This is a genomic window from Gammaproteobacteria bacterium, assembly GCA_029880545.1.
Classification (GTDB): Bacteria; Pseudomonadota; Gammaproteobacteria; order Acidiferrobacterales; family SZUA-150; genus JAOUOD01.
Genome location: JAOUOD010000008.1, coordinates 43,700 through 64,203, shown reverse-complemented (window position 1 = coordinate 64,203; position 20,504 = coordinate 43,700). Strand labels below are relative to the sequence as shown.

At 54.3% G+C, this 20,504-nt stretch carries 23 protein-coding genes; 6 read left to right on the top strand and 17 right to left on the bottom strand.

All coding sequences use genetic code 11. From position 1 onward, the window contains the following. Position 1: 1 nt before the first annotated feature. The 4 genes from ftsE (at position 2) to OEZ10_10520 (ending at position 3,132) form a co-directional block, all read left to right on the top strand. Positions 2-676 carry a cell division ATP-binding protein FtsE gene (gene ftsE / locus OEZ10_10535; GenBank protein ID MDH5633414.1) on the top strand — a complete coding sequence of 225 codons (675 nt, stop codon included), beginning with the start codon at positions 2-4 and terminating at the stop codon, positions 674-676. Beyond that, positions 673-1,584, top strand: a complete 912-nt coding sequence (ftsX, locus tag OEZ10_10530) for a permease-like cell division protein FtsX (GenBank protein MDH5633413.1) — start codon at positions 673-675, stop codon at positions 1,582-1,584. The genes ftsE and ftsX overlap by 4 nt, the downstream gene beginning before the upstream one ends. Before the next feature lie 177 nt (positions 1,585-1,761). Further along, positions 1,762-2,616, top strand: coding sequence for an RNA polymerase sigma factor RpoH (gene rpoH / locus OEZ10_10525; protein MDH5633412.1), 855 nt, complete (start codon positions 1,762-1,764; stop codon positions 2,614-2,616). A 24-nt stretch (positions 2,617-2,640) separates the two neighbouring features. Further along, positions 2,641-3,132, top strand: a complete 492-nt coding sequence (locus tag OEZ10_10520; protein MDH5633411.1) for a cereblon family protein — start codon at positions 2,641-2,643, stop codon at positions 3,130-3,132. Here the strand turns inward: OEZ10_10520 and OEZ10_10515 are convergent. The 4 genes from OEZ10_10515 to OEZ10_10500 are packed head-to-tail and all read right to left on the bottom strand — an operon-like array spanning position 3,125 to position 5,992. Next, entirely contained in the window at positions 3,125-3,700 is a 576-nt protein-coding gene (locus OEZ10_10515) for an SCO family protein (GenBank protein ID MDH5633410.1), read from the bottom strand. The genes OEZ10_10520 and OEZ10_10515 overlap by 8 nt on opposite strands. Positions 3,701-3,710: 10 nt before the next feature. Continuing rightward, positions 3,711-4,649, bottom strand: a complete 939-nt coding sequence (cyoE, locus tag OEZ10_10510; protein MDH5633409.1) for a heme o synthase — start codon at positions 4,647-4,649, stop codon at positions 3,711-3,713. A gap of 39 nt (positions 4,650-4,688) precedes the next feature. After that, positions 4,689-5,297 (bottom strand): hypothetical protein, encoded by a 609-nt coding sequence (locus OEZ10_10505; protein ID MDH5633408.1) that lies wholly within the window; start codon positions 5,295-5,297, stop codon positions 4,689-4,691. Then, positions 5,294-5,992 carry an SURF1 family protein gene (locus OEZ10_10500; GenBank protein MDH5633407.1) on the bottom strand — a complete coding sequence of 233 codons (699 nt, stop codon included), beginning with the start codon at positions 5,990-5,992 and terminating at the stop codon, positions 5,294-5,296. Before OEZ10_10500 ends, OEZ10_10505 begins: the two co-directional genes overlap by 4 nt. Positions 5,993-6,131: 139 nt before the next feature. Here OEZ10_10500 and OEZ10_10495 point away from each other — a divergent pair, with 139 nt between their 5' ends. Continuing rightward, complete coding sequence (locus tag OEZ10_10495; GenBank protein ID MDH5633406.1) at positions 6,132-6,344, top strand: twin transmembrane helix small protein; 213 nt, start codon at positions 6,132-6,134, stop codon at positions 6,342-6,344. A 126-nt stretch (positions 6,345-6,470) separates the two neighbouring features. Here OEZ10_10495 and OEZ10_10490 read toward each other — a convergent pair whose 3' ends face one another. The 8 genes from OEZ10_10490 to bioF form a co-directional block, all read right to left on the bottom strand. Then, positions 6,471-7,352, bottom strand: coding sequence for a cytochrome c oxidase subunit 3 (locus OEZ10_10490; protein ID MDH5633405.1), 882 nt, complete (start codon positions 7,350-7,352; stop codon positions 6,471-6,473). 18 nt (positions 7,353-7,370) lie between these two features. Beyond that, a complete protein-coding gene (locus OEZ10_10485) occupies positions 7,371-8,066 on the bottom strand; it encodes a cytochrome c oxidase assembly protein (GenBank protein MDH5633404.1) in 696 nt (231 codons plus the stop codon). A gap of 202 nt (positions 8,067-8,268) precedes the next feature. Continuing rightward, a complete protein-coding gene (gene ctaD, locus OEZ10_10480) occupies positions 8,269-9,819 on the bottom strand; it encodes a cytochrome c oxidase subunit I (protein ID MDH5633403.1) in 1,551 nt (516 codons plus the stop codon). Between the two features lie 24 nt (positions 9,820-9,843). Beyond that, positions 9,844-10,980 (bottom strand): cytochrome c oxidase subunit II, encoded by a 1,137-nt coding sequence (coxB, locus tag OEZ10_10475; protein ID MDH5633402.1) that lies wholly within the window; start codon positions 10,978-10,980, stop codon positions 9,844-9,846. Between the two features lie 555 nt (positions 10,981-11,535). Beyond that, positions 11,536-12,222, bottom strand: coding sequence for a dethiobiotin synthase (gene bioD / locus OEZ10_10470; protein ID MDH5633401.1), 687 nt, complete (start codon positions 12,220-12,222; stop codon positions 11,536-11,538). Beyond that, positions 12,219-13,094, bottom strand: a complete 876-nt coding sequence (gene bioC / locus OEZ10_10465; GenBank protein ID MDH5633400.1) for a malonyl-ACP O-methyltransferase BioC — start codon at positions 13,092-13,094, stop codon at positions 12,219-12,221. The genes bioD and bioC overlap by 4 nt, the downstream gene beginning before the upstream one ends. Next, positions 13,091-13,843, bottom strand: a complete 753-nt coding sequence (bioH, locus tag OEZ10_10460) for a pimeloyl-ACP methyl ester esterase BioH (protein MDH5633399.1) — start codon at positions 13,841-13,843, stop codon at positions 13,091-13,093. The genes bioC and bioH overlap by 4 nt, the downstream gene beginning before the upstream one ends. Continuing rightward, positions 13,840-15,048 (bottom strand): 8-amino-7-oxononanoate synthase, encoded by a 1,209-nt coding sequence (gene bioF / locus OEZ10_10455; GenBank protein MDH5633398.1) that lies wholly within the window; start codon positions 15,046-15,048, stop codon positions 13,840-13,842. Before bioF ends, bioH begins: the two co-directional genes overlap by 4 nt. Positions 15,049-15,139: 91 nt before the next feature. On the opposite strand from bioF, the gene OEZ10_10450 reads away from it, so the two are divergent. Continuing rightward, on the top strand, positions 15,140-15,898 hold the full coding sequence (locus OEZ10_10450) for a ComF family protein (protein MDH5633397.1): 759 nt from the start codon (positions 15,140-15,142) through the stop codon (positions 15,896-15,898). Here OEZ10_10450 and OEZ10_10445 read toward each other — a convergent pair. From OEZ10_10445 to OEZ10_10425, 5 genes are read right to left on the bottom strand one after another with little or no spacing between them, the layout of a single operon-like run. Then, a complete protein-coding gene (locus tag OEZ10_10445) occupies positions 15,895-16,929 on the bottom strand; it encodes a tetratricopeptide repeat protein (GenBank protein MDH5633396.1) in 1,035 nt (344 codons plus the stop codon). The two genes, OEZ10_10450 and OEZ10_10445, sit on opposite strands and share 4 nt — an antisense overlap. Further along, a complete protein-coding gene (locus tag OEZ10_10440; GenBank protein MDH5633395.1) occupies positions 16,926-17,810 on the bottom strand; it encodes an AAA family ATPase in 885 nt (294 codons plus the stop codon). The genes OEZ10_10445 and OEZ10_10440 overlap by 4 nt, the downstream gene beginning before the upstream one ends. Positions 17,811-17,816: 6 nt before the next feature. Further along, positions 17,817-19,499, bottom strand: coding sequence for a secretin N-terminal domain-containing protein (locus OEZ10_10435; protein ID MDH5633394.1), 1,683 nt, complete (start codon positions 19,497-19,499; stop codon positions 17,817-17,819). A 19-nt stretch (positions 19,500-19,518) separates the two neighbouring features. Beyond that, on the bottom strand, positions 19,519-19,830 hold the full coding sequence (locus OEZ10_10430) for a general secretion pathway protein GspB (GenBank protein ID MDH5633393.1): 312 nt from the start codon (positions 19,828-19,830) through the stop codon (positions 19,519-19,521). Beyond that, a complete protein-coding gene (locus OEZ10_10425) occupies positions 19,827-20,486 on the bottom strand; it encodes a hypothetical protein (protein MDH5633392.1) in 660 nt (219 codons plus the stop codon). Before OEZ10_10425 ends, OEZ10_10430 begins: the two co-directional genes overlap by 4 nt. Between the last annotated feature and the right edge of the window lie 18 nt (positions 20,487-20,504).

The window sequence follows — 20,504 nt, the reverse complement described above, 5'->3', positions numbered from 1 at the left end:
CATGATTCACTTTCATCACGTCAGCAAGCGCTATCCACAGGGTCATGATGCCCTGAAGTCTGTCAGCTTTCATATTGACGATGATGAGATGGTATTTCTCGCCGGGCATTCAGGTGCCGGAAAAAGCACGGTACTCAAGCTCATCTCGTTGATCGAACGCCCCAGTCGGGGCGAATGCATGATCAACAACAAGAATGTCATGAAGATTCCACGCTGGCGCATCCCCTATTTTCGTCGCGATATCGGCATTGTTTTCCAGGACCACAAATTACTGATGGATCGCACGGTGTTTGACAACGTTTCGCTGCCGCTGGTCGTGGCTGGCCACAACCACCGCGAAATTTCCCGCCGGGTGAACGCGGCACTCGACAAGGTCGACTTGCTGAACAAGGCCAAACTGCTGCCGGTAACCCTCTCAGGCGGTGAACAGCAGCGAGTGGGCATTGCCCGTGCCGTGGTCAACAAGCCGGCCATTCTGCTCGCCGATGAACCCACAGGCAATCTTGACGAGCGCCTTTCTGACGAAATCATGGACCTGTTCGCAGAATTCAACCAGCATGGTGTGACCGTTTTTATCGCCACCCATGACCTGCGCCAGCTCAAGCGCATGCAAAAACGTGTGCTCCAGCTTCACCAGGGTGAACTGGTATTTGACAGTCTCGAGCAACCGCTATGAAAAATTATTTCATGCGGCATCTGCAGGTATTGTTTTACAGCCTTGGCCAGCTGGCGCGAACACCGCTTGCCTCGCTGATGAGCTTGCTGGTAATTGGTATCAGTCTCGCGCTGCCGGCCGTCTTGTACGTCACACTGGAAAACATCCAGCAACTCAGTACCGGCTGGGGCGGCAACGCCCAGGTCAGCGTATTTCTGAAGCACGGTACAAATGATGCTGACGCCCGCGCCCTGGCAGCTCAACTGCAACAGCACGAACACGTTTCGGTTGTACAGTATATCGATCCGGACGCGGCGCTGGCGGAATTCAAACAACACTCGGGTTTCGGTGACGCCCTGGATGCGCTGGACAGGAACCCGTTGCCGGGTGTGTTACTGGTCGAACCGGCTGAAAACACCTCAGCCGCGCAACTGGACGAGCTTGTTGAGACTCTTGGCACGCTTCCACAGGTGGACCTTGCACAACTGGACATGAAATGGGTCAAACGCCTGAAGGCGCTGCTTGAAATTGCCCGTCGCAGCGTGCTGCTGCTTGGTGGCTTGCTTGCCGTCGGTGTCGTGCTGACTACCAGTAACACCATTCGATTGGCGATACTGAATCGGCGCCAGGAAATCGAAATCATGAAACTCATAGGCGCAACCAACGCCTTCATTCGTCGGCCGTTCCTGTATTCCGGGTGGTTCTACGGCCTGTTTGGCGGTACCGTCGCCTGGCTGCTGGTCACAGGCGGCCTGTGGGCACTGGCTGAACCAATACAGCACCTGGTAGCCCTGTACGGTAGCGATTACCGCCTGGCCGGCCTGTCCGCTCCTGCGAGCCTGGTGTTGCTTGGAGGCGGTGCCTTGATGGGCTGGCTGGGCGCCCGCATTGCCGTAAGCCGTCATTTAGCTGAAATTGAACCCCGCTAGCCGAAGTTGTCGTTCCAGTTTACAGAATTTGACATATTATTCGGCAATAACACAAAAAATCAAAGACTTAACGTAAATCAGGAATTTTCTTGAAACTTGGCACTCTCACAAATAGAGTGCTAAACTAATGCACAATATTAGCGGTTCCTGATATTGGACAGTAACGAGGCAATAGCGATGGCAAACAATTTTCCGTTAGCAGTAAACCTGAATACCGAAAACGGTCTGGCCCACTATTTCCAACTGGTCAACCAGTTACCGGCACTGGAAGCCGAGGAAGAATTTGAACTGGCCACACGTTACCAGAGCCACGGTGACCTGGATGCGGTCCGCCAGCTGATCCTGTCACAGCTTCATTCCGTGGTTCGCATAGCCCGCAAGTTTACCGGCTATGGCCTGCCACAAGCCGACCTGATCCAGGAAGGCAATATCGGCCTGATGAAGGCAGTAAAACATTTTGATCCGTCACGTGGCGTGCGCCTGGTGTCATTTGCCGTGCACTGGATTCGGGCGGAAATCTACGATTACATTCTGCGCAATTGGCGCATTGTCAAAGTCGCTACCACCAAGGCCCAGCGCAAACTGTTTTTCAACCTGCGCAAGGCGCGCACCCGCCTGGGCTGGATGAACCAGGATGAAATCAAGGCGCTGGCCAACGACCTGGATGTACCGGAGAAAACAGTCACCGAAATGGAATCCCGCATGAGCGGCCAGGACATCGCTTTCGACATGAATGACAGCGATGACGATGATTATTTCCAGGCCAGTCCCGCCGGTTACCTGCAGGACATGCGTTACAACCCGGAAGTCCTGGCAAACCAGACGTCGTCTGAATCAGACCAGGAGCAACAGATTCACCTGGCGCTGGCGGAACTTGATGATCGCAGCCGCGATATTGTCACCCGTCGCTGGCTCAACGACGACAAGGCAACCCTGCATGAACTCGCCGACGAGTATGGCGTATCGGCTGAACGCATTCGCCAGCTGGAGAAAAAGGCCATGGCGAAGATGAAACAGGTCATGCTTGCCTGATACCAGTATAGTGACGGTGAAATCATGAACGGTTCACCTGGCATTAAAAAGGGCCTCTCTGATGATGCCCTTTTTCATTGCACTCTTCACCGCTTCAGTGCTACTGCCGGGCTGCCCGCCCTCCAATTGCTTGAATCCGACAGCGCTACACAAAAACTCCCTGATGATGCTGTTGATTCGCCGATCAAACCCGACAGTCATAGCCACATTCTGTGCGTACGCTGCCGACACCTTGTTACCCATGCCCGGTTCCGTATCGAGTTCAATAACCAGCACGTTTACTGTTTTCGAAATCCTGCCGGAGTCGATTTTGTTATCTGCTGTTACAGCGAGGCTCACGGATGTGTTCCAATCGGTGACTGGACGACAGCGCACAGCTGGTTCAGGGGTTATCACTGGGTTCCGGTGTTATGCGCAGCCTGCAACAACCACCTGGGCTGGGCATATAACAACGCTGCCGGAATGCATTTTTATGGCCTGATCATGGATCAGTTACTGGAAGAACGACCTAACTGATATTCAACAGCGCGGTGATATCAGCCGCAATCGCGTCCACCGCCGCATCCTGCTGGAATAACAGTCTCAGCTTGCCTTTGGTATCGTAGATAAAAATTGCGCCGCTGTGGTCAATTACGCGTTTCTTGTTTTCATCGATACGCTCGATCGCACCTACCTTGTAATGCTGTTTGGCTGCCTCTATTTCAGCGACGGTTCCTGTCAATCCCATAATATCGGCATCGAAGCCGTCAACAAATTTCTTCAATACCTCGGGTGTATCCGCCTCGGGGTCCACTGTTACAAACAGTATCTGGAAGCTTGATGCCTTCTCTCCCAGGGCCGCGCGCACCTTGGCAAGCTTGTACAGCACTGGTGCACAAATATGCGGGCAGGTTGCGTAACCGAAAAATACGGCAACTATCTTACCCCCGTATTCTGAAACGCTGTGCCTGTTTCCATCGTGCCCGGTCAATTCCGGCGAGCTGCCAAAATCAACAAAGCTCATATCGGTGCCTTGAAATGTCGGCTTTGGCGCCGGACACCCTGCCAGTAACAGGCAGGAAAAAACGATCAGCAGCAGCTTCATGGTTCCGGTCCTACATCAATGACTGCAATGCCTCAATGATATACAGGCGATAATGATCGACCAGGAGCAATGCAAATATCAGGCTGAGGTAATGAATTGAATACTTGAACGTTTTTTTGGCCAGCTCGTCACTGTATGTCCTGTACAATGCAATGGCGCTATACAGGAAAATGGCATTTAGTACAGTAACACCGACCAGGTACAGCGTGCCGGCCATGCCGGTCGCAAACGGCATTAACGTGATTGCCGCAAGCAAAATTGTGTACAGTAAAATCTGCAAACGTGTGAACTTGCTGCCGTGCGTAACCGGCAACATGGGGATGTTGGCGCGCTCGTATTCCTTTACCCGGTACAACGCAAGCGCCCAGAAATGCGGCGGTGTCCAAAGAAAGATAATCAGGAACAGCAGCAACGCATCGCCGGTCACTTCGCCCGTCACCGACGCCCAACCCAATACCGGCGGCGCCGCACCGGCAGCTCCACCGATAACAATGTTCTGCGGCGTCTCACGCTTAAGGTACACGGTATAGATAACCGAGTAACCGATCAGCGAAAAAAATGTCAGCCATGCAGTCAGGTGGTTGATCCATACAGCCAGGATGGTCATGGCAATGGCGCCAAGCACAATGGCAAATACAATGGCTTCGGCAGAACTTAATTCGCCTCGCGGTAGCGGCCGATGCCGGGTGCGCGCCATAATGGCATCCGCCTTCTGGTCCAGAACATGGTTTATGGCTGCTGCTGAACCGGCAGCCATGCCGATTCCGAGGGAAGCAATAATCAAGACACTTAACGGTACCGCGCCGGGCGTAGACAGGAACATGCCGACAACGGCTGTAAATACAATCAATGCCACCACGCCCGGCTTGGTCAGCTGAAAAAATTCCCGCGCCATACGAAGCGGGTTACGCGACCGGGTTTCTGGCGCTGCGGTATCTTCTGTGCTCATAAAATCTGCCTCGTCATGTCTGGTTCCATGATTGCTTCATCAGCCCAAACGGGATACATGCAGCAACCTGCCAAGATCCTTGCGAACATCGACCGGATCCGCATCTGCCCGGTAATTGAGTATGGCGTTACCGAGCGGATCAATAATAAACATCATTCCCGGCACGAGATCACCTCCAACCGCATCCTTGAGCTGCGCACGCCAGGACACAATACCCGCTTCCGGCGCAGCCAGAATTTTCAGCTCCGGGAACTGCCGACCAAGCGCCTGGTAATCATGGGTGGCACTGCGTGCGAGGTAAAGCCTGTGCACACGAGGCTGGTTCTTGCCCAGCGATATGTGCGCACGACGCAATCGCTCCAGGCGCTCAACGCAGTCCGGGTCACAACTGTCGCCACCAATATAAAGCACACCCCAGCTATGACGAATATCTTTCAGTGCAAGACTGCCGCCATTGGCAAGATTGAAATGCTGTTCTGCCATGGCAACCGGACCAGGTACCAGAGCGCCCCGGTTCTTCGTGCTCTCGGGCTGCCAGCCGGTTGCATGCAGAATATAGGCACCGACTATCGGCGCCAGAAAAACGACTGCCACGGCAATAATTGTAAATCGATTGCCTCGGTTCACTGTATGCTTGTCCTGGGTCATGCCTCAATATCCGAATCGGTCCCTTCCGCTCGACCTGGCTTGCGGAACAGGAAAAACAGGTAGATGCCCGCCAGTGTAACAGCGAGCGAAAACCATTGAAATGCGTATCCGTGATGCACAGCGATTCCGGCGTCCAGGCGCTTCCATTCGCGGATCAGGCCGCCGGGTTGGTCGCCTGCGTCAAGCAGCATCATGACCGGCTGCACAGCGTAAGGCACGGCCTGCGCATACTGATCCATCTCGACAAACTGCCACCGGGCATGCCATTTTCCGTCAGCCTGAAAAGCCGGGCCCAGCCTGTAACCACCCTTGAATGGCACTGTTGCGACACCAACAACAGTATGTATACCGGCCGGTGGCGGCGCCGACGGCAACTCGGCTCTGCCCTGGCCTTGATGAATCCAGCCACGATTAACGAGAATGCGTGTATCGCTTCCTTCGATTCGTAATGGCGTCAGAACATGGTAACCCACCTGGCCGTTATGCACCCGGTTATCCAGCCAGATTTGCCGATCGACCTCGTATTCACCACGAACACGAATGCGATAAAACCGAAGGTCTTCAACACTCCGTAGTGTTCCGGTAACTGCTATTTCACCGGCGCTCTCCCTGCGGTCATATTCCGCCTGGATTCCGGTTTTTTCTTCCGCGCGATGCAATTGCCAGAAACCAAGGGCGGTAAGTAAAGGTAACATTGCGATGACTGCAAGAGTGGCCGCCCAGCCTGGGCGCCTTTTTACAGGGACCGGAATACCTGGTTGAGACTGTTGGGATGACACTGATGATTTACCCTGCGTATAATTTGGATCCAAACCAGACAAAGAGGTCGGGAAATTGATCAAGCTGCTCGTAATATTACTGCTCATGGCCATAATTGCCAGCCTGTTTTCCGGGCTTTTCTACATGTTCCGGAAAAAAGACCAGGTGGATGATCGCATGGTCAAGGCGCTGACCATTCGTGTCGGGTTGTCGGTTACGCTGTTTGCACTGTTGATGCTTCTGTTTTATACCGGTGTGATCCCGCCTGAAGGAATTCGCGCCCTGTAGTTCTACGGCAAGTCCGGCGAATACAACACCTGCTCCAGTCCGTTTTTGCCGGCTTGATATCCTGATCAAAAAGAAAAAGGCGCCGCTCGCGCAGCGCCTGTTCTGTTGGACGACCTGCCGGGCAGATCAGAGCCAGTATACGAATATAAACAGGCCCAGCCAGACTACATCCACAAAATGCCAGTACCAGGCCACCGCCTCGAAACCAAAATGGTTTTTCGGGGTAAAGTGGCCCTTGAGCGTACGGAACCAGATCACGATCAACATGATGGTACCCAGGGTCACGTGCAAGCCGTGGAACCCGGTCAACATGTAGAATGTGGCACCGTATACGCCGGTCTTCATGGTCAGGCCCAGCTCGGTGTAGGCATGGGCGTATTCATAGGCCTGGAATCCAAGGAAGGTCAGACCAAGAGCAACGGTCAGGAACAGCCACACAATCAACTGACCACGGTTGTCCTTTTGCAGACCCCAGTGAGCGATGGTAATGGTTACACCTGAAGTTAACAGGATCAGTGTGTTTATCGCGGGAATGCCCCAGGCACCCATGGGCGAGAACTGGTTTGGTCCCGGAGTCTCGCCTGCAGCTACGGCCTTGGCACCTTCAGGACCTGCTGTCGGCCAGCCACCTTCAAATCCCGGCCACAGCCATTCATTGGTGACACCGGAAGACAGCCATGAAACTGCCAACTGACGCTCGTAAAACAGCGCGCCAAAAAAGGCAGCAAAAAACATGATTTCAGAGAAAATGAACCAGCCCATACCCATGCGGAAGGATGTATCCACCTTGTCGTTATAGGTACCTGCTTCACTCTCGCCAATCACCTGTCCGAACCAGCGAAACGCCATATAGATAATGATTGCGGCACCAATGTACATGGCGTACTTGGCGACACTGACATCATTTATGGATAATACAAATCCCAGGGCAAGCAGAAACAGACCAACGGAGGTCAATACCGGCCATGGACTTGGTTCGGGTAAATAGTAGTCGCCTTTTGCTGACATGGTTTTCCCCTATTGCATTTACAATTTATGGTCTTGCCCGGCTTCATGCTGCTGCTGCGAATGCGCATGATGCTCGTGCGAATTATGGTTGGCAGGAGCCTCCCCGGGCTCACCACCGTATTTTTTTGCCGAATCCTTCTCGGCATTGAAGAACGAATAGGACAAGGTGACAACTTTCACTTCAGGATCAAGCTTCGAGTTGATCACGAACTGCACCGGCATTTCCTTCTCTTCACCCGGCTTGAGTGTTTGCTGGCTGAAGCAGAAGCATTCGGTCTTCTTGAAGTGAGGCCCCGCCTTGTTTGGCGAAACACTGGGTATGGCCTGGCCGGTAATGGTATCGCCGGAAGTGTTCCGGGCGTAGAACATGGCAACGGCAGGTTGACCGATCTTGACGGTCATCTTCTTGCTCATTGGCCGGAATTCCCACGGCAACCCGGTTGAAGTGTGGGACATGAACTCCACCACTACCTCGCGCGAATCAGTCGCAGTATCAGTCGCCGCAGCATCAACCTGTTGCCGGGCAGCTACTTGTTCCAGCGTCGTTCTCCCGGTCTTTCCATTAAGCCCGGTGACATCACAGATCAGGTCATATAACGGAACCAGGGCATAACCAAAACCGAACATAATGACCGCGACCACGAACAGCCGCTTAACCGTCCGGCTGTTGGCCTGCCTTACGCTGTCATTGTTCTGGTTGGACTGATCAGTCATGGCTCAGAAACCTAGTTCCAGTTCTTGAAAAACGCCGAGACGAAGAACAGCAGCGCCATCGCGCCCAGCAACAAGGCTGTCATGATGATGCGTTTTTTCTGTTCAGGCGTTTTCGACACGGTGTTTTCCACTATTCGTTTCTCTAATACTTTCTTGTCCTGTCTGATGCCGGGACCGTTACCGGCCCCGGCTTGACCAGGAATTATTTCACCTGTGGCGGTGTTTCAAAGGTATGGTACGGAGCCGGAGACGGTACGGTCCATTCCAGGCCTTCCGCAGCTTCCCAAACCTTGTCCTTGGCCTTCTCGCCACCCTTGATGCAGGTGATGATGATGTACAGCCACAACAACTGTGACAGACCAAGGCCGAAAGCACCAACTGTTGACCACTGGTTAAACTCGGCAAACTGGATAGCGTAGTCCGGAATACGACGCGGCATACCGGCCAGGCCCAGGAAATGCTGAGGGAAGAAGGTCAGGTTAAAGAAGATTGCGGTCAGCCAGAAATGCAGCTTGCCCAGACCTTCGTTGTACATATAGCCTGTCCACTTCGGAATCCAGTAGTAGGTAGCGCCCATCAGCGCCAGCACAGAACCACAGAAGATGGTGTAGTGGAAGTGGGCAACAATGAAGTAGGTGTCGTGGTACTGGAAGTCAACCGGGGTGATGGACATCATCAGACCGGTTACACCACCAACCGTGAACAACAACACGCCGGCCAGCGCATACAGCATCGGTGTTTCAAATGTCAGGGCACCGCGCCAGCAAGTCGCCAGCCAGTTAAACACTTTCACGCCGGTCGGTACTGCAATCAGCATGGTTGAGTACATGAAGAACAGCTCGCCGGACATCGGCATGCCAACCGTATACATGTGATGCGCCCAGACAACAAATGACAGGAACGCGATCGTTGCAGTCGCAAACACCATGGAGGTGTATCCGAACAACGGCTTGCGCGCGAACGTCGGGATGATCTGGGAGAAGACGCCGAATGCAGGCAGCACCAGGATATACACTTCAGGATGACCGAAGAACCAGAAAATATGCTGGAACAGTACAGGATCGCCACCACCGGCCGCATCAAAGAACGTGGTGCCGAAGTGACGATCGGTCAGCAGCATGGTTACGGCACCCGCAAGAACCGGGATTGAAGCCAGCAGCAGGAACGCGGTAATCAGCCAGGTCCAGACGAACATGGGCATTTTCATCAGGGTCATGCCCGGGGCACGCATATTCATAATGGTCGCGATGATGTTAATTGAGCCGAGGATGGAAGATATACCCAGCAGATGCACTGCCAGGATAGTGAAATCCATTCCCATTCCGCCCTGGGCACTCAAAGGCGGATAAAGTGTCCAGCCTGCAGCTGGGCCACCACCCGGAGTGAACAGCGACAGAATCAACATGGTCGCTGCGAAAGGCAGAATCCAGAAACTCCAGTTATTCATACGTGGCAGCGCCATGTCCGGAGCACCGATCATCATCGGCAGCATCCAGTTGGCGAATCCGGTGAATGCCGGCATAACCGCGCCGAATACCATCACCAGTGCATGAACTGTTGTCATCTGGTTAAAGAAGTGAGGTTCCACAATTTGCAGACCGGGCTGGAATAATTCGGCGCGAATAATCAACGCCATTGCTCCACCGGTAAGGAACATGATGAATGAGAACCAGAGGTACAGCGTACCAATGTCCTTGTGGTTTGTTGTTGTCAACCAGCGCTTAATGCCAGTCGGATGATCGTGATGTGACATGACTTGCCTCCTGTCGAATTCTGTTTAGCGCTTGGCCTTGATATCGGCCGGTTGCACAACATCACCCGTATCGTTGCCAAAGGCATTACGCTCGTAGGTGATGACCGCAGCCAGATCGACGTCGCTCATCTGGCCCTTGTATGCAGCCATGGCGGTACCAGCCTTGCCATTCATGACGATGTCGAGGTGAGCTGCAACATCACCCTTGGCAATCTTGCTGTTGGCCATTGGCGGGAATACGCCAGGTACGCCAGCACCCGTAGCACCATGACAGGCTGCACAGGATACGTCGTAGACCTTCTTGCCCTGCTCCATCAGATCAGCCTTGGTCCAGGACTTCTTGGAAGATGCAGCCTCGGCGACCATCTTGTCTTTCTGGACGCTGGCCCACTGGTTGAATTCTTCGTCGCTTACCGCACGGACAACAATCGGCATAAAGCCATGATCCTTGCCGCACAGTTCAACACACTGGCCGCGGTAAACACCGGGCTTGTCGATCCTGGTCCACATTTCGTTTACGTAACCCGGAATCGCGTCTTTCTTGATGCCCAGTTGCGGAACTCCCCAGGCATGAATAACGTCGTTGGCAGTTACCAGCAAACGCACCTTCTTGCCGACCGGCAGCACAACTTCGTTATCCACCTCAAGCAGGTAGTGCTCACCTTTTTCCGCCTTGTTGTAAATCTGTTCTTTCGGAGTAGAAAGATTGGAGAAGAAACTGATGCCCTGGTCAGGGTACTCGTATTTCCACTTCCACTGGTAACCGGTGATCTTCAGAGTCATATCCGAGCCACTGGTGTCGTCCATTCTTAACAACGCCTTTGTAGCGGGAACCGCCATGACCATCAGGATCAGGAACGGGACCACGGTCCAGACAACTTCCAGCTTGGAGTTATCATGAAAAGTGGCCGGTTCACGGCCACTGCTCTTGCGATGGAAGATGACGCTCCAGAACATCACACCGAACACCAGCAGCGTAATGACGGTTACGATTCCGAGAATCATGTTATGGAGCCCGAGAAGTTCGGTAGCAGTCTGGGTGACCGGCTCCTGGAAGTTAAGGCCATACTCGGCTGCTGCTACGCCTGGCATGAGTAATACCGCCGCCATACCCAAGCGATGCAGTCCGCCTTTCAGACTCTGAATTGAACGAGTGAGCATAAACATCTCCCGTAGGGTTCTAATTAAAATTACGTCAATCGGTCGTCCAGCCGGGCCATGCAATTTACGTGCTGATTGTTGCATCCCGTCCCGTTAACAAGGGCTCACCACAAATTCGGCACGCGCATGCACATAACCAATACAGCAGGCTCAACTCGGCTGTCTGTAAATTTTGTAACCTTCAGTCCGGCTTTGTCATGACCCTTGGTCACGATAAAGAAGACTTTAAGCGCTTCCTGCTTCATCCGGAATATTGACCGGCCGGTCCGCATCCTGGTTACAGGAAACCCAAAGGTCGCTCCTAGTGTTACTCCTTGAGGGGTGACTGCTTTAAAACAATCTACTTCCTCGTTCCCAATCAAGCACTACTTCAGCAGTCTTCTTAATTGAGAATAATTATCATTTTATTTTAGGCTTGAAGTCGGTCTGCGACATTCAGCCGCAGGCACGGTATCACACACATTGTTGTTGAAGCAATACTGAGAATCATACTCAGTCACATCACTGAATACCTTTATTAGCGATGAATTACCTGGGCTGATGCAAGAATAAAAATTATTGAAGCGGGTCAAGGCTCAATTGATTTGTCGCCTGAATCACACACGGAGGCACATCGGAAAATGGAATGGTGCCAAGAAGCGGCGCGGCAATTCGCGTCTGCAATTCATCCAGGTTTTGTGCAAAGCGCTCAAACTGCGGATCGATGCTATTGGCTATCCAGCCGACTAACGGCAGACCGACCGCGGCAATAGCATTGGCCGTCAACACGGCATGGTTCAGGCACCCCAGGCGCATGCCCACAACCAGGATCACGGGCAAGCCCAACATCACCGCGAGATCCGCCGTGTCCTGTTGCCGATTCAGCGGCACATGCCAGCCGCCTACACCCTCTACTACGACGATGTCGACCTGTTCCCGCACATTATCAACAATTCGAGTAATGTTTTGGGCATCTATCGACAGGTTTTTTTCCGCCGCTGCGAGATGCGGTGCAATAGCCGGTTCAAATACATAAGGATTGACCACGTCGTAAGGCAACTCAACGCTGGCTTCAGCCATTAACGCCAAGGCGTCAGCATTTCTCAGCCCGGCCGGTGTCGGGTCACTGCCGCTGGCAACCGGCTTGAGCCCGACAACTCGCCGGCCGCCGTCAGCAAATGCCCGAACCAGTGCAGCCGATACCAGGGTTTTGCCAACACCGGTATCGGTTCCCGCAACAAAGTAGCCTCTCGCCCGGGTCATTTGCGGCCGCCAATCTGGTCCAGCGCGATACTGGCATAGCCGGCACCGGGCTCGGATGGCTGCTGCGTTTCGCCATCCGGGCACCAGGCATGACCGTAGACAATTTCATAGCTGGCCGGGTAGCGGCCATCGACCTGGCGAAATTGCTCGTAGGCATCAAGAAATGTCCGGTAACGCTGGCGACCGAGCAGGCCGCGGGTCCGACTCTGCGCCGCATTGGTGGCACCGATCATTTTCAGGTCACGCAGCACCCCGGGCACATCTGCGTAAGTCAGGGTAATGGTTTCGGTATCCATCACCGGCAGCGCCAGGCGGGCTTCGACCAGGGCGTCGCCGACGACGCGCAAGTCCTGGAAATCATGTACATGCACCGATCCGTCCACCGCGGCCCAGGCGGCGCGCAACTCCTGCAAGGTGGTCGGCCCGAAACTGGTAAACATCAACAAGCCCCCGGGTCGCAATACCCGGCGACACTCGGCAAACACGCGGCCAAGATCACACCACTGGAACGTCAGGCTGGACAGCACCATGTCGACGCTATTGTCAGCCAGGGGTAATTGTTCAGCATCCGCGGCGGCGTAGTTTTCGCGGCTGAACCAGCCGCGGCGACCGGTAGCGTACCGGGCCATACCTTCGGCCAGGTCCAGGCCAATCACCCGGGCTTTTTTGTAGCGATCAGCCAGAGCACGGCTGCAGTAACCTGTCCCCGAACCAAGATCCAGGATGACACGCGGGTCACACTTAATATAGATAAGTCGCTCTATCAATCGATCGGCCACTTCGCGCTGCAATACCGCGTGCTCATCGTATGTCCTGGCGGCACGGTCAAAAGCGCGGCGCAAGGCTTGCTGATCCAGCGCCTCCCTACTCATGAAAAATCCTCTTGGTGAGTCGATACAAATTCGGCCATGGCATCCGCCACCTGCTCCGGGTGGGATAAAAACGGCGCATGGCCGGCGCCGGCAATGGTACACAAATGTGCTTGCGGCCACAGCTCCGTCAGCCAACGCGCCGCCGCAACAGGGGCTAGCCGATCACGATCACCGTGTATGATCAGCGTCGGTATATCGATAGCAGCCAGTTGCGATCGCATGTCGGCTTCGGCAAGAATCCTTAGGCCATCTCGCAGCGCCGCCATTTCCGGAACCGGGCGGGCATTGACCAACTGGCGTAAATCGCGCAACTGATCAGCAGAACTGTTTTTCCCCAGCTGCAGGGACAGGAACCGGGTCAAGGTACGGGCCGCATCGTGCTCAAGACCCTCGGTGAATCCGCTTAATACATCAACGGCCACCCCGGCCCGCCAATCATTACGACAGGCGAAACTCGGCGTTGTATTAATAAGTATAATGCCGCGCGCCTTGTCCGGGTGTCGCAACGCCAGGTTCATGGCCACCATGCCGCCCAGGGACCAGCCGCCAACCAGGCCCGATCCACTCAACCTGTCGGCCAATTCATCGGCCAAGGTGTCCAGGGTAAAGACTTCCGGGAATTCACGGGCATGGCCATGGCCGGGCAAATCCGGAGTATGCAACTGGATGCCGCTGGCAACCAGTGCCGACTGTAATGGCGCCCAGATTCCGCCGTGCATGGCCCAGCCATGAAACAGGTCTATGTTCACGGCCGGTTTCCCTTGGGCAAATTCAGTGTCGCCAAGGCATCAAGCAAACAATCCACGTGCTCGCGACTATGGCCGGCACTCAGGGTAACGCGTAAACGCGCCGTGCCCTGCGGTACGGTTGGTGGCCGTATTGCCGTCACCCAGATACCCTGTCGGCGCAACTGTTCGCTCGCCGATACGGCGTTGTCGGCATCGCCAATCAGGATCGGTTGAATCGGTGTCGTCGACGGCATCAGATTCAGCCCCAGGCTTTCAGCACCCTGGCGAAACTGATCCACCCGCTCACGCAAATGGCGCCGCCGCTCCGGTTCATCGCGGATAATAACCAGTGCCGCCAGGCTCGCTGCCGCCACCGCCGGTGGCAGCGCGGTTGTATATATATAAGTGCGAGCAGTCTGGATCAACAGCTCGATCAACTCTCGGCTGCCGGCGACAAAGGCGCCAAAACTGCCAAATGCCTTGCCCAGGGTGCCCACTCGGATGATGCCGGGGTCGCGAGCATTCAGACCCAAGGCCTCAAAACTGCCACGACCGCCATCGCCGATCACGCCAAAGGCATGGGCTTCATCGACCAACAGCCAGGACTTCGCCTGCCGGCACGTCGGAACCAGTTGATCCAGTTGCGCCAGGTCGCCATCCATGCTGAATACCCCGTCGGTAGCCAGCATGCTTGTGCGACCGGGTGAATCCAATGATTGCTGATTTGATCCGTCAGCAGCCAGCAATTGCCGCATCCGGACCATATCGCCGTGGGCAAAACGCTGCACCCGGGCACCGGATAATCGTGCCGCATCAATCAGCGAGGCATGGTTCAGCTTGTCTTCAACGAACAGGTCGTGACGCCCTAACAGGCTGGTGATAACCGCCTGGTTTGCCATATACCCCGTTGAAAATAATAGTGTTGCTTCGCTACCGGTAAATTCAGCCAGGGCTTGCTCCAACTGGTGGTGCGGAGTCATGTGACCGGTAACCAGGTGCGAAGCGCCAGCACCAAAGCCGTAACGGCCAATGGCTGCGGTCGCCGCTTCCGCCAGGCGCGAATCCGCTGCCAACCCCAGGTAATCATTGCTGCAAAAAGACAGTAACCGCTCACCATCCACCAGCATTTCCGGTGCCTGCGGCGAATCCACGATTCGTCGCCGACGCTGCAAACCTTGCTTGCGCCGCTGCTCGAGAAACTGTTCAATGCCGGACCAAAGGGTCATACTGCGGACTCATTCGCGCCGAGGCGCCCAGGGAAAGGAATCCGGCGCAGTGTAGCGATCTGGTCATCATAGTCAACTAACAAGGACGGTTATGGTTGACATTCGCCTTTTTTTTAATCATTTATTTCCGCCACGCTGCCCGCTGTGTGGCCAAGCCGGGCATTGGCCTGGCCATCATCACGAACATCCTTCCCGAACCCCGGCCAGCGATGCCGGCAAGCAGGCATCATCCTTGTGTGCGTATTGCCTGGCAGCACTGCCCTGGATCGGGCGTCATTGTCGCGGCTGCGCACTGCCGCTGGACGCCAATGACCAGGATTTTTGCGGTCGATGCCAGCAACATCCGCCACCCTGGACCGAGGCCCAGGCCATGTTCGCCTATCGTGGCGCCATCCCCGGCCTGGTCAGCAGCATCAAGTATCAACATCGACTACAGCTAAGTCATGAGCTCGGTAGAATATGGGCCGAGTATTTGCGCCAATCACCATGGCTGACACAAGCTGATGTAGTTGTGCCGATCCCGCTGCATTGGCGACGACGTTGGCGACGCGGCTTCAACCAGGTTGCCGAACTGGCGAAACCGGTTTCGCGCGCGCTGGCCGTACCGCTATGTCATCACTGCCTGAAGCGTGTGCGCTTTACGCCAAGCCAGGCACAACTGCCAAGACGTGTTCGCCTGCAAAACCTGCGCAATGCTTTTCTTAGTGACGCGGCGCGTGTTTCCGGCAAGCATATCCTGCTGCTTGATGATGTGATGACAACAGGCACAACCTTGCGTGAGGCAACACACAGCCTGCTGGATGCCGGTGCGCGGCGGGTAGATATCCAGGTGCTCGGCCGGACAATCTAGCCAGGCAATCCTAGTGATGATATCTGTTTCTCGACAAAGGACTTCAAACGACGGGCCTTGTCATCGCGCCGCGCCTCCAGCAAGGGAAGAACTTTCTGGTAGGCATTCCTGGCCTGCGGGTACCGCCCGATTGCCTGGTATGTCAGGCCAAGACTTATCCACGCGCTTTCTGATAACGGGCTCAAGCTGACAACACGTTCAAACAACGGTAACGCTGATCCATAACGACGAGACTGAAAATAAGCCTGGGCCAACAGTGACATATAAGCCACGTCAGTGGATGTATCTGACCAGCTGCTATTTATTCCACGTTCCAGCACGACAATTGCACTGTCAAATTTTTCAGCCGAAACATACAGGTGTCCCAGCTGATAAAGCAGCGATGACGATCCAGGATCAATCTGCAAACCGGCGAGCATTACCTGTTCTGCGCGGCCAGCCTGATTTTGTGCACGATAGCGCTTGACCAGTTCCAGGCGCGCACGAAGATCTCCGCGATTTTTTTCAAGATGCTGAACCAGTTGATCGGTCGACATGGATTCGGTGCCGATAACGCGTTTTCGGACAACAGTACCGGCAGGTGACGATCGTGACCTGGTCGGTTTCGCAACTACAGCAGCAAGTTTGCGCTGATCCGGTTCGACAACCTTGACCATCGGGATATCATCATTAATCGCGGGTTTTTCAACCCGGTTTTCCATTTTAGCGGTCTCGATCACGGTTGTTTCCGGGCCCGCACCCTGTATCCCGGTAACCCGGGCACTGTTATCGGCTGTGGTTGTTGCGGTAGCAGAAACGGTCGACGTAGTTGGTCGCGCAAACCAGGCTGCCGATACCATCGCAACCAGGGCCAGCACTATAAAACCGCCAGGTGAAAGACGCATGCGCGAACGTCGCCTGGTCTGCCCCTGCTTCCTTGGGGATGTACTGACAAGATAATCATAGCCTGCCAGGCTTGAATCCATAGCCAGGCTGGCAGCCCCGACCGCACGCTTGTCTATATCCTGGAGAACCTGGTTAATAAGACTCATAACATCGCTTTCCGGAACCATGTGCCGGCAGATGCCCACAACGATTCCAGCCTGGTAGGCTTGCCCATGGTGAACGAATCCGTATCATCATAGGCTGATACAACATGCCGCGCCTGGACCAGCTGCATTCCTTCGCCACGCACCGCAAGCAGTGACTTGTGCGCAAGAATATTTACCAGCCTTGGTATTCCGCCGGTCAACTTGTGCATTAACACCGACGCCTCCTGGCTGAAAAGCGGTCGGCCCTGGTAGCCCGCTTTCATGAGCCTGTGCGTCAGATAATAACTGACATCTTCACGCGTCATCGGCATGAGATTGTAGGAGAATGCAATTCGCTGACGAAGCTGTCGTATAGCCGGGTTGGCCAGCTTATCATTCAGCTCAGGCTGACCGAACAGAACAACCTGCAGAAGCTTGCGCCGCTCGGTCTCGAGATTGCTCAACAATCTCAACGCCTCCATGGTTTCCACCGGGAGCGCCTGCGCCTCGTCCAGGCACAGCACGACCCGCTCGCCAGCGGCTGCCCTGGCCAGCAGAAACTCCGTCAACATCTTGAGTATCTGGTGCTGGTTTATTCTTTCCGAGTACTGAATACCCAGTTCATCGGCGACGCCGAACAAGAGTGTCATCGGTCCGACATAAGGATTCGGGATATAAGCAGTAGTGGCATTGATCTCATCAAGTATCTTGATAAATTTCCGGCATAACAGTGTTTTCCCGGTACCCACTTCCCCCGTTATCTTGATAAACCCTTCACCTGACTCTATGGCAACAATCAGCGTGTTCAGGGCTTCCTGGTGCGAAGAGCAGGAAAAGAAATACCCGGTATCGGGAGTAATGGAGAAAGGTAACTCCTTCATGCCGAAATAATTCAGATACATAATTCGCTACCTCCCCATCTCGCCGATTCGTTTCTGATAGCCAAGCAACTGGTTGTTCCATTGCCCATCTCCGTGAATTACCGTGGCGCGAACCAGTATGACCAGCTCTTTCTTGATTCTCTTTACCCTTTTGTGTTTGAACAGGTTACCCAGTATCGGAATATCTCCCAGCAAGGGAACCGATGCATTATCATCTGTAGTACCCTCTTTCATCAGCCCGCCAATAACAATCACCTGGCCACTGCCTGCACGGACAATATTGTCTGACTCCTGGATATTGCTTATGGCCAGGGGCAGGCTGAAGTCATCGCCACCAATAACAAAGCTCTTTGTTCGCTGAGCTACCTGGCTGATGGTCGGATGGATATGCATGGTTACATTGTTGTTTTCATCAATCTGTGGCGTCACATCCAGCGCAATGCCCGAGAAAAACGGCGTAAGCTCCACTGTCGGAACCAGGACCGTATCACTGCCGGAGCTGACGGCATTCTGCGTGACGCCGGTTACAAAGAATTCATCGCCACCGATCTTGATGACAGCCTTCTCGTTATTGATTGTTGATACCCTGGGGCTCGACAACACGTGAACCTTTCCCTGTGTACCAAGGGCCTCGACAAAGCCGTTGAACGTCGCCGCGTTGAGCGCCATGCTGAATACACCGCCAAACGCGTTGGTTGCGGCAAGCCCGGATGGATCAAACAGTCCGGATCCCGGATCCAGGGAAACCGGCGCTTGCGTTGAAGAACTGACGCCGCCGTCCAGCGCTGTGCCGCCACCGATCTGCGAGATGGTCAACGGGTTACCCTTGTATGACCCCAGGCGGGACCAGTTCACGCCTGCCTGGTAACCCTTGTCCAGCTCCACTTCCACGATCCTGGCTTCAAGCACGATTTGCCGGTTTACGGCTTTTTGCGTTTTCCCAAGGTAGCGCTCGACCATGGCAAGCTCCTGCGCTGATGCGCGCACCACAACCAGGCCGGCCTGCGAGTTGACTACGACTTCCCGGTCGGGCTTGTCGCCCAACATAGCCTTTATCGACTCCTGAATATGCTTCCAGAAAGTTGAATTCGTTGTTGTACTGATCTGTACGTTGGCGCCACTGCTTTCACCCTGGGCTGCCTGCTTCGAAGAAGACGAACCGCCCCGGGTCAGCTCGCCGGACACAACGCGAGTACTGGAAATGCCCTTGCGATCAATATTAAGGTAACTTACTTCAAATATGCGTGTCTGGATTCCCTGAGGGTGTACGAAGAACCTGTTCCCGGTTCGCGTGTAAAAGTAGCCGTACATGTCACGCATGATATCCATGGCCTCGGGAACAGTGACACTGGTCAGATTCAGAGAAACCTGCCCGGTCACGCGCGGATGGACTATAACGCTGTATTGCGTACCGGCCACGAGCCCGAGAAATGCCTTGCGTGCGGTGGCATTGTTTAACGCTATATCAAACCTGTCTTCCGCCTGGATTTGTTTTTCTGTCGTCTCCATCGGCGGCATCAGTGCGCTGGCAACATCTTCCGGCATAACCGGCGCTTCTTTTGCCACCAGATCGGACATCTCGCGGTCTATTCTTCTGGCGGTATCATTCTGCCAGTAATCCGGTACAGACTGGCATGACGACAGCATTGCTGCAGACAGCAATGCGATCCAGATTCTGAGTACCCTAATGCAGATTCCTTTCGTGCTCATAATTCACCCACTATTCTGTTCATTGACCTGATTTAATATCGCGGATTCCGGCCTTGATCTGGCGACCACTTTTTTTCAGGATTACGTAGCCATGCCGAATTTCATCCACCGTGGCTGACCCTATACGATCCCCTTCCCTGACAATGCGGCCATTAATCATGGCAAAACGACTGTCATTTCTTATAACCACGGACTCGACCAGCCATGACTCATAATCCTGCTGCCCGGTTAGCGTACGCACCGTTGGATCCGGTATATCAAGCGCCAATGCCGGCAAGGAACCAAATACGCAGATACCTGACAGCAACGCCTTGACTAACAGTGTTCTCATACTCCCACCCATGCCTGGTCCATACTGATCGTATAAAGAATGATTTCCAGCTCTGACATGGACTTGTCATTAACCTGCAATCTCGCACTGCCCCAGAACACACTCCAGCGCAGCGATTCCAGCGCAACCATGTATTCCACCAGATCCGTATACCGACCCTCCATGATGACCCGCAATCCGTGACGATACAGAACCGCGTCCTTGCCCGGATCTTTGCTGTTACTGTCAAGACCGAGCGGTTCTACCGGCAGGTTTTCCATTCTTAACAGGGACAGCCTGCGATCTCTTGAAAGCACATCCTCTATCAGTTTTGGCATTTCGCGGGGAGAAACCATGCCGTGCGTAAACTGGGCCAGGTTTGTGTCTACAGTTCTCAGGGTGTTTTCCAGCTCCTGCAGCCGTTTCTGGTTTTCATCATCAGGATGACCCCTGGCAGCAACAACAAGCCTGTTTACCTCGGCCGAAAAGAAATCTACCTGCGACTGTTTGCCCGATGCCTCGACCCTGAGCTTGCGCACCTGTTTCATGGTTGGCCCAATAAGAAGATTGGAAAACACAAAAACAATAGTCGTTGTCAGCGCCACGAGCAGCAAGCTGCGCTCCCTGACAGACAACGCTTCAATTGTGTTCAGGAACTGGTCGATTTTATGTTTCATTCTTTCTTCACCCTGGTG

Excerpts from the sequence above, each read along its gene's own strand:
- OEZ10_10505 (MDH5633408.1), bottom strand. The coding sequence starts at position 5,297 with ATGACCCAGGACAAGCATACAGTGAACCGAGGCAATCGATTTACAATT.
- cyoE (MDH5633409.1), bottom strand. The coding sequence starts at position 4,649 with ATGAGCACAGAAGATACCGCAGCGCCAGAAACCCGGTCGCGTAACCCG.
- OEZ10_10445 (MDH5633396.1), bottom strand. The coding sequence starts at position 16,929 with ATGAGTCTTATTAACCAGGTTCTCCAGGATATAGACAAGCGTGCGGTC.
- OEZ10_10520 (MDH5633411.1), top strand. The coding sequence starts at position 2,641 with ATGAACGGTTCACCTGGCATTAAAAAGGGCCTCTCTGATGATGCCCTT.
- OEZ10_10425 (MDH5633392.1), bottom strand. The coding sequence starts at position 20,486 with ATGAAACATAAAATCGACCAGTTCCTGAACACAATTGAAGCGTTGTCT.
- OEZ10_10485 (MDH5633404.1), bottom strand. The coding sequence starts at position 8,066 with ATGACTGATCAGTCCAACCAGAACAATGACAGCGTAAGGCAGGCCAAC.
- coxB (MDH5633402.1), bottom strand. The coding sequence starts at position 10,980 with ATGCTCACTCGTTCAATTCAGAGTCTGAAAGGCGGACTGCATCGCTTG.
- OEZ10_10490 (MDH5633405.1), bottom strand. The coding sequence starts at position 7,352 with ATGTCAGCAAAAGGCGACTACTATTTACCCGAACCAAGTCCATGGCCG.
- ftsE (MDH5633414.1), top strand. The coding sequence starts at position 2 with ATGATTCACTTTCATCACGTCAGCAAGCGCTATCCACAGGGTCATGAT.
- bioD (MDH5633401.1), bottom strand. The coding sequence starts at position 12,222 with ATGACCCGGGCGAGAGGCTACTTTGTTGCGGGAACCGATACCGGTGTT.
- OEZ10_10515 (MDH5633410.1), bottom strand. The coding sequence starts at position 3,700 with ATGAAGCTGCTGCTGATCGTTTTTTCCTGCCTGTTACTGGCAGGGTGT.
- ctaD (MDH5633403.1), bottom strand. The coding sequence starts at position 9,819 with ATGTCACATCACGATCATCCGACTGGCATTAAGCGCTGGTTGACAACA.
- rpoH (MDH5633412.1), top strand. The coding sequence starts at position 1,762 with ATGGCAAACAATTTTCCGTTAGCAGTAAACCTGAATACCGAAAACGGT.
- OEZ10_10500 (MDH5633407.1), bottom strand. The coding sequence starts at position 5,992 with ATGTTACCTTTACTTACCGCCCTTGGTTTCTGGCAATTGCATCGCGCG.
- ftsX (MDH5633413.1), top strand. The coding sequence starts at position 673 with ATGAAAAATTATTTCATGCGGCATCTGCAGGTATTGTTTTACAGCCTT.
- OEZ10_10435 (MDH5633394.1), bottom strand. The coding sequence starts at position 19,499 with ATGAGCACGAAAGGAATCTGCATTAGGGTACTCAGAATCTGGATCGCA.
- OEZ10_10450 (MDH5633397.1), top strand. The coding sequence starts at position 15,140 with ATGGTTGACATTCGCCTTTTTTTTAATCATTTATTTCCGCCACGCTGC.
- OEZ10_10440 (MDH5633395.1), bottom strand. The coding sequence starts at position 17,810 with ATGTATCTGAATTATTTCGGCATGAAGGAGTTACCTTTCTCCATTACT.
- bioC (MDH5633400.1), bottom strand. The coding sequence starts at position 13,094 with ATGAGTAGGGAGGCGCTGGATCAGCAAGCCTTGCGCCGCGCTTTTGAC.
- OEZ10_10430 (MDH5633393.1), bottom strand. The coding sequence starts at position 19,830 with ATGAGAACACTGTTAGTCAAGGCGTTGCTGTCAGGTATCTGCGTATTT.
- bioF (MDH5633398.1), bottom strand. The coding sequence starts at position 15,048 with ATGACCCTTTGGTCCGGCATTGAACAGTTTCTCGAGCAGCGGCGCAAG.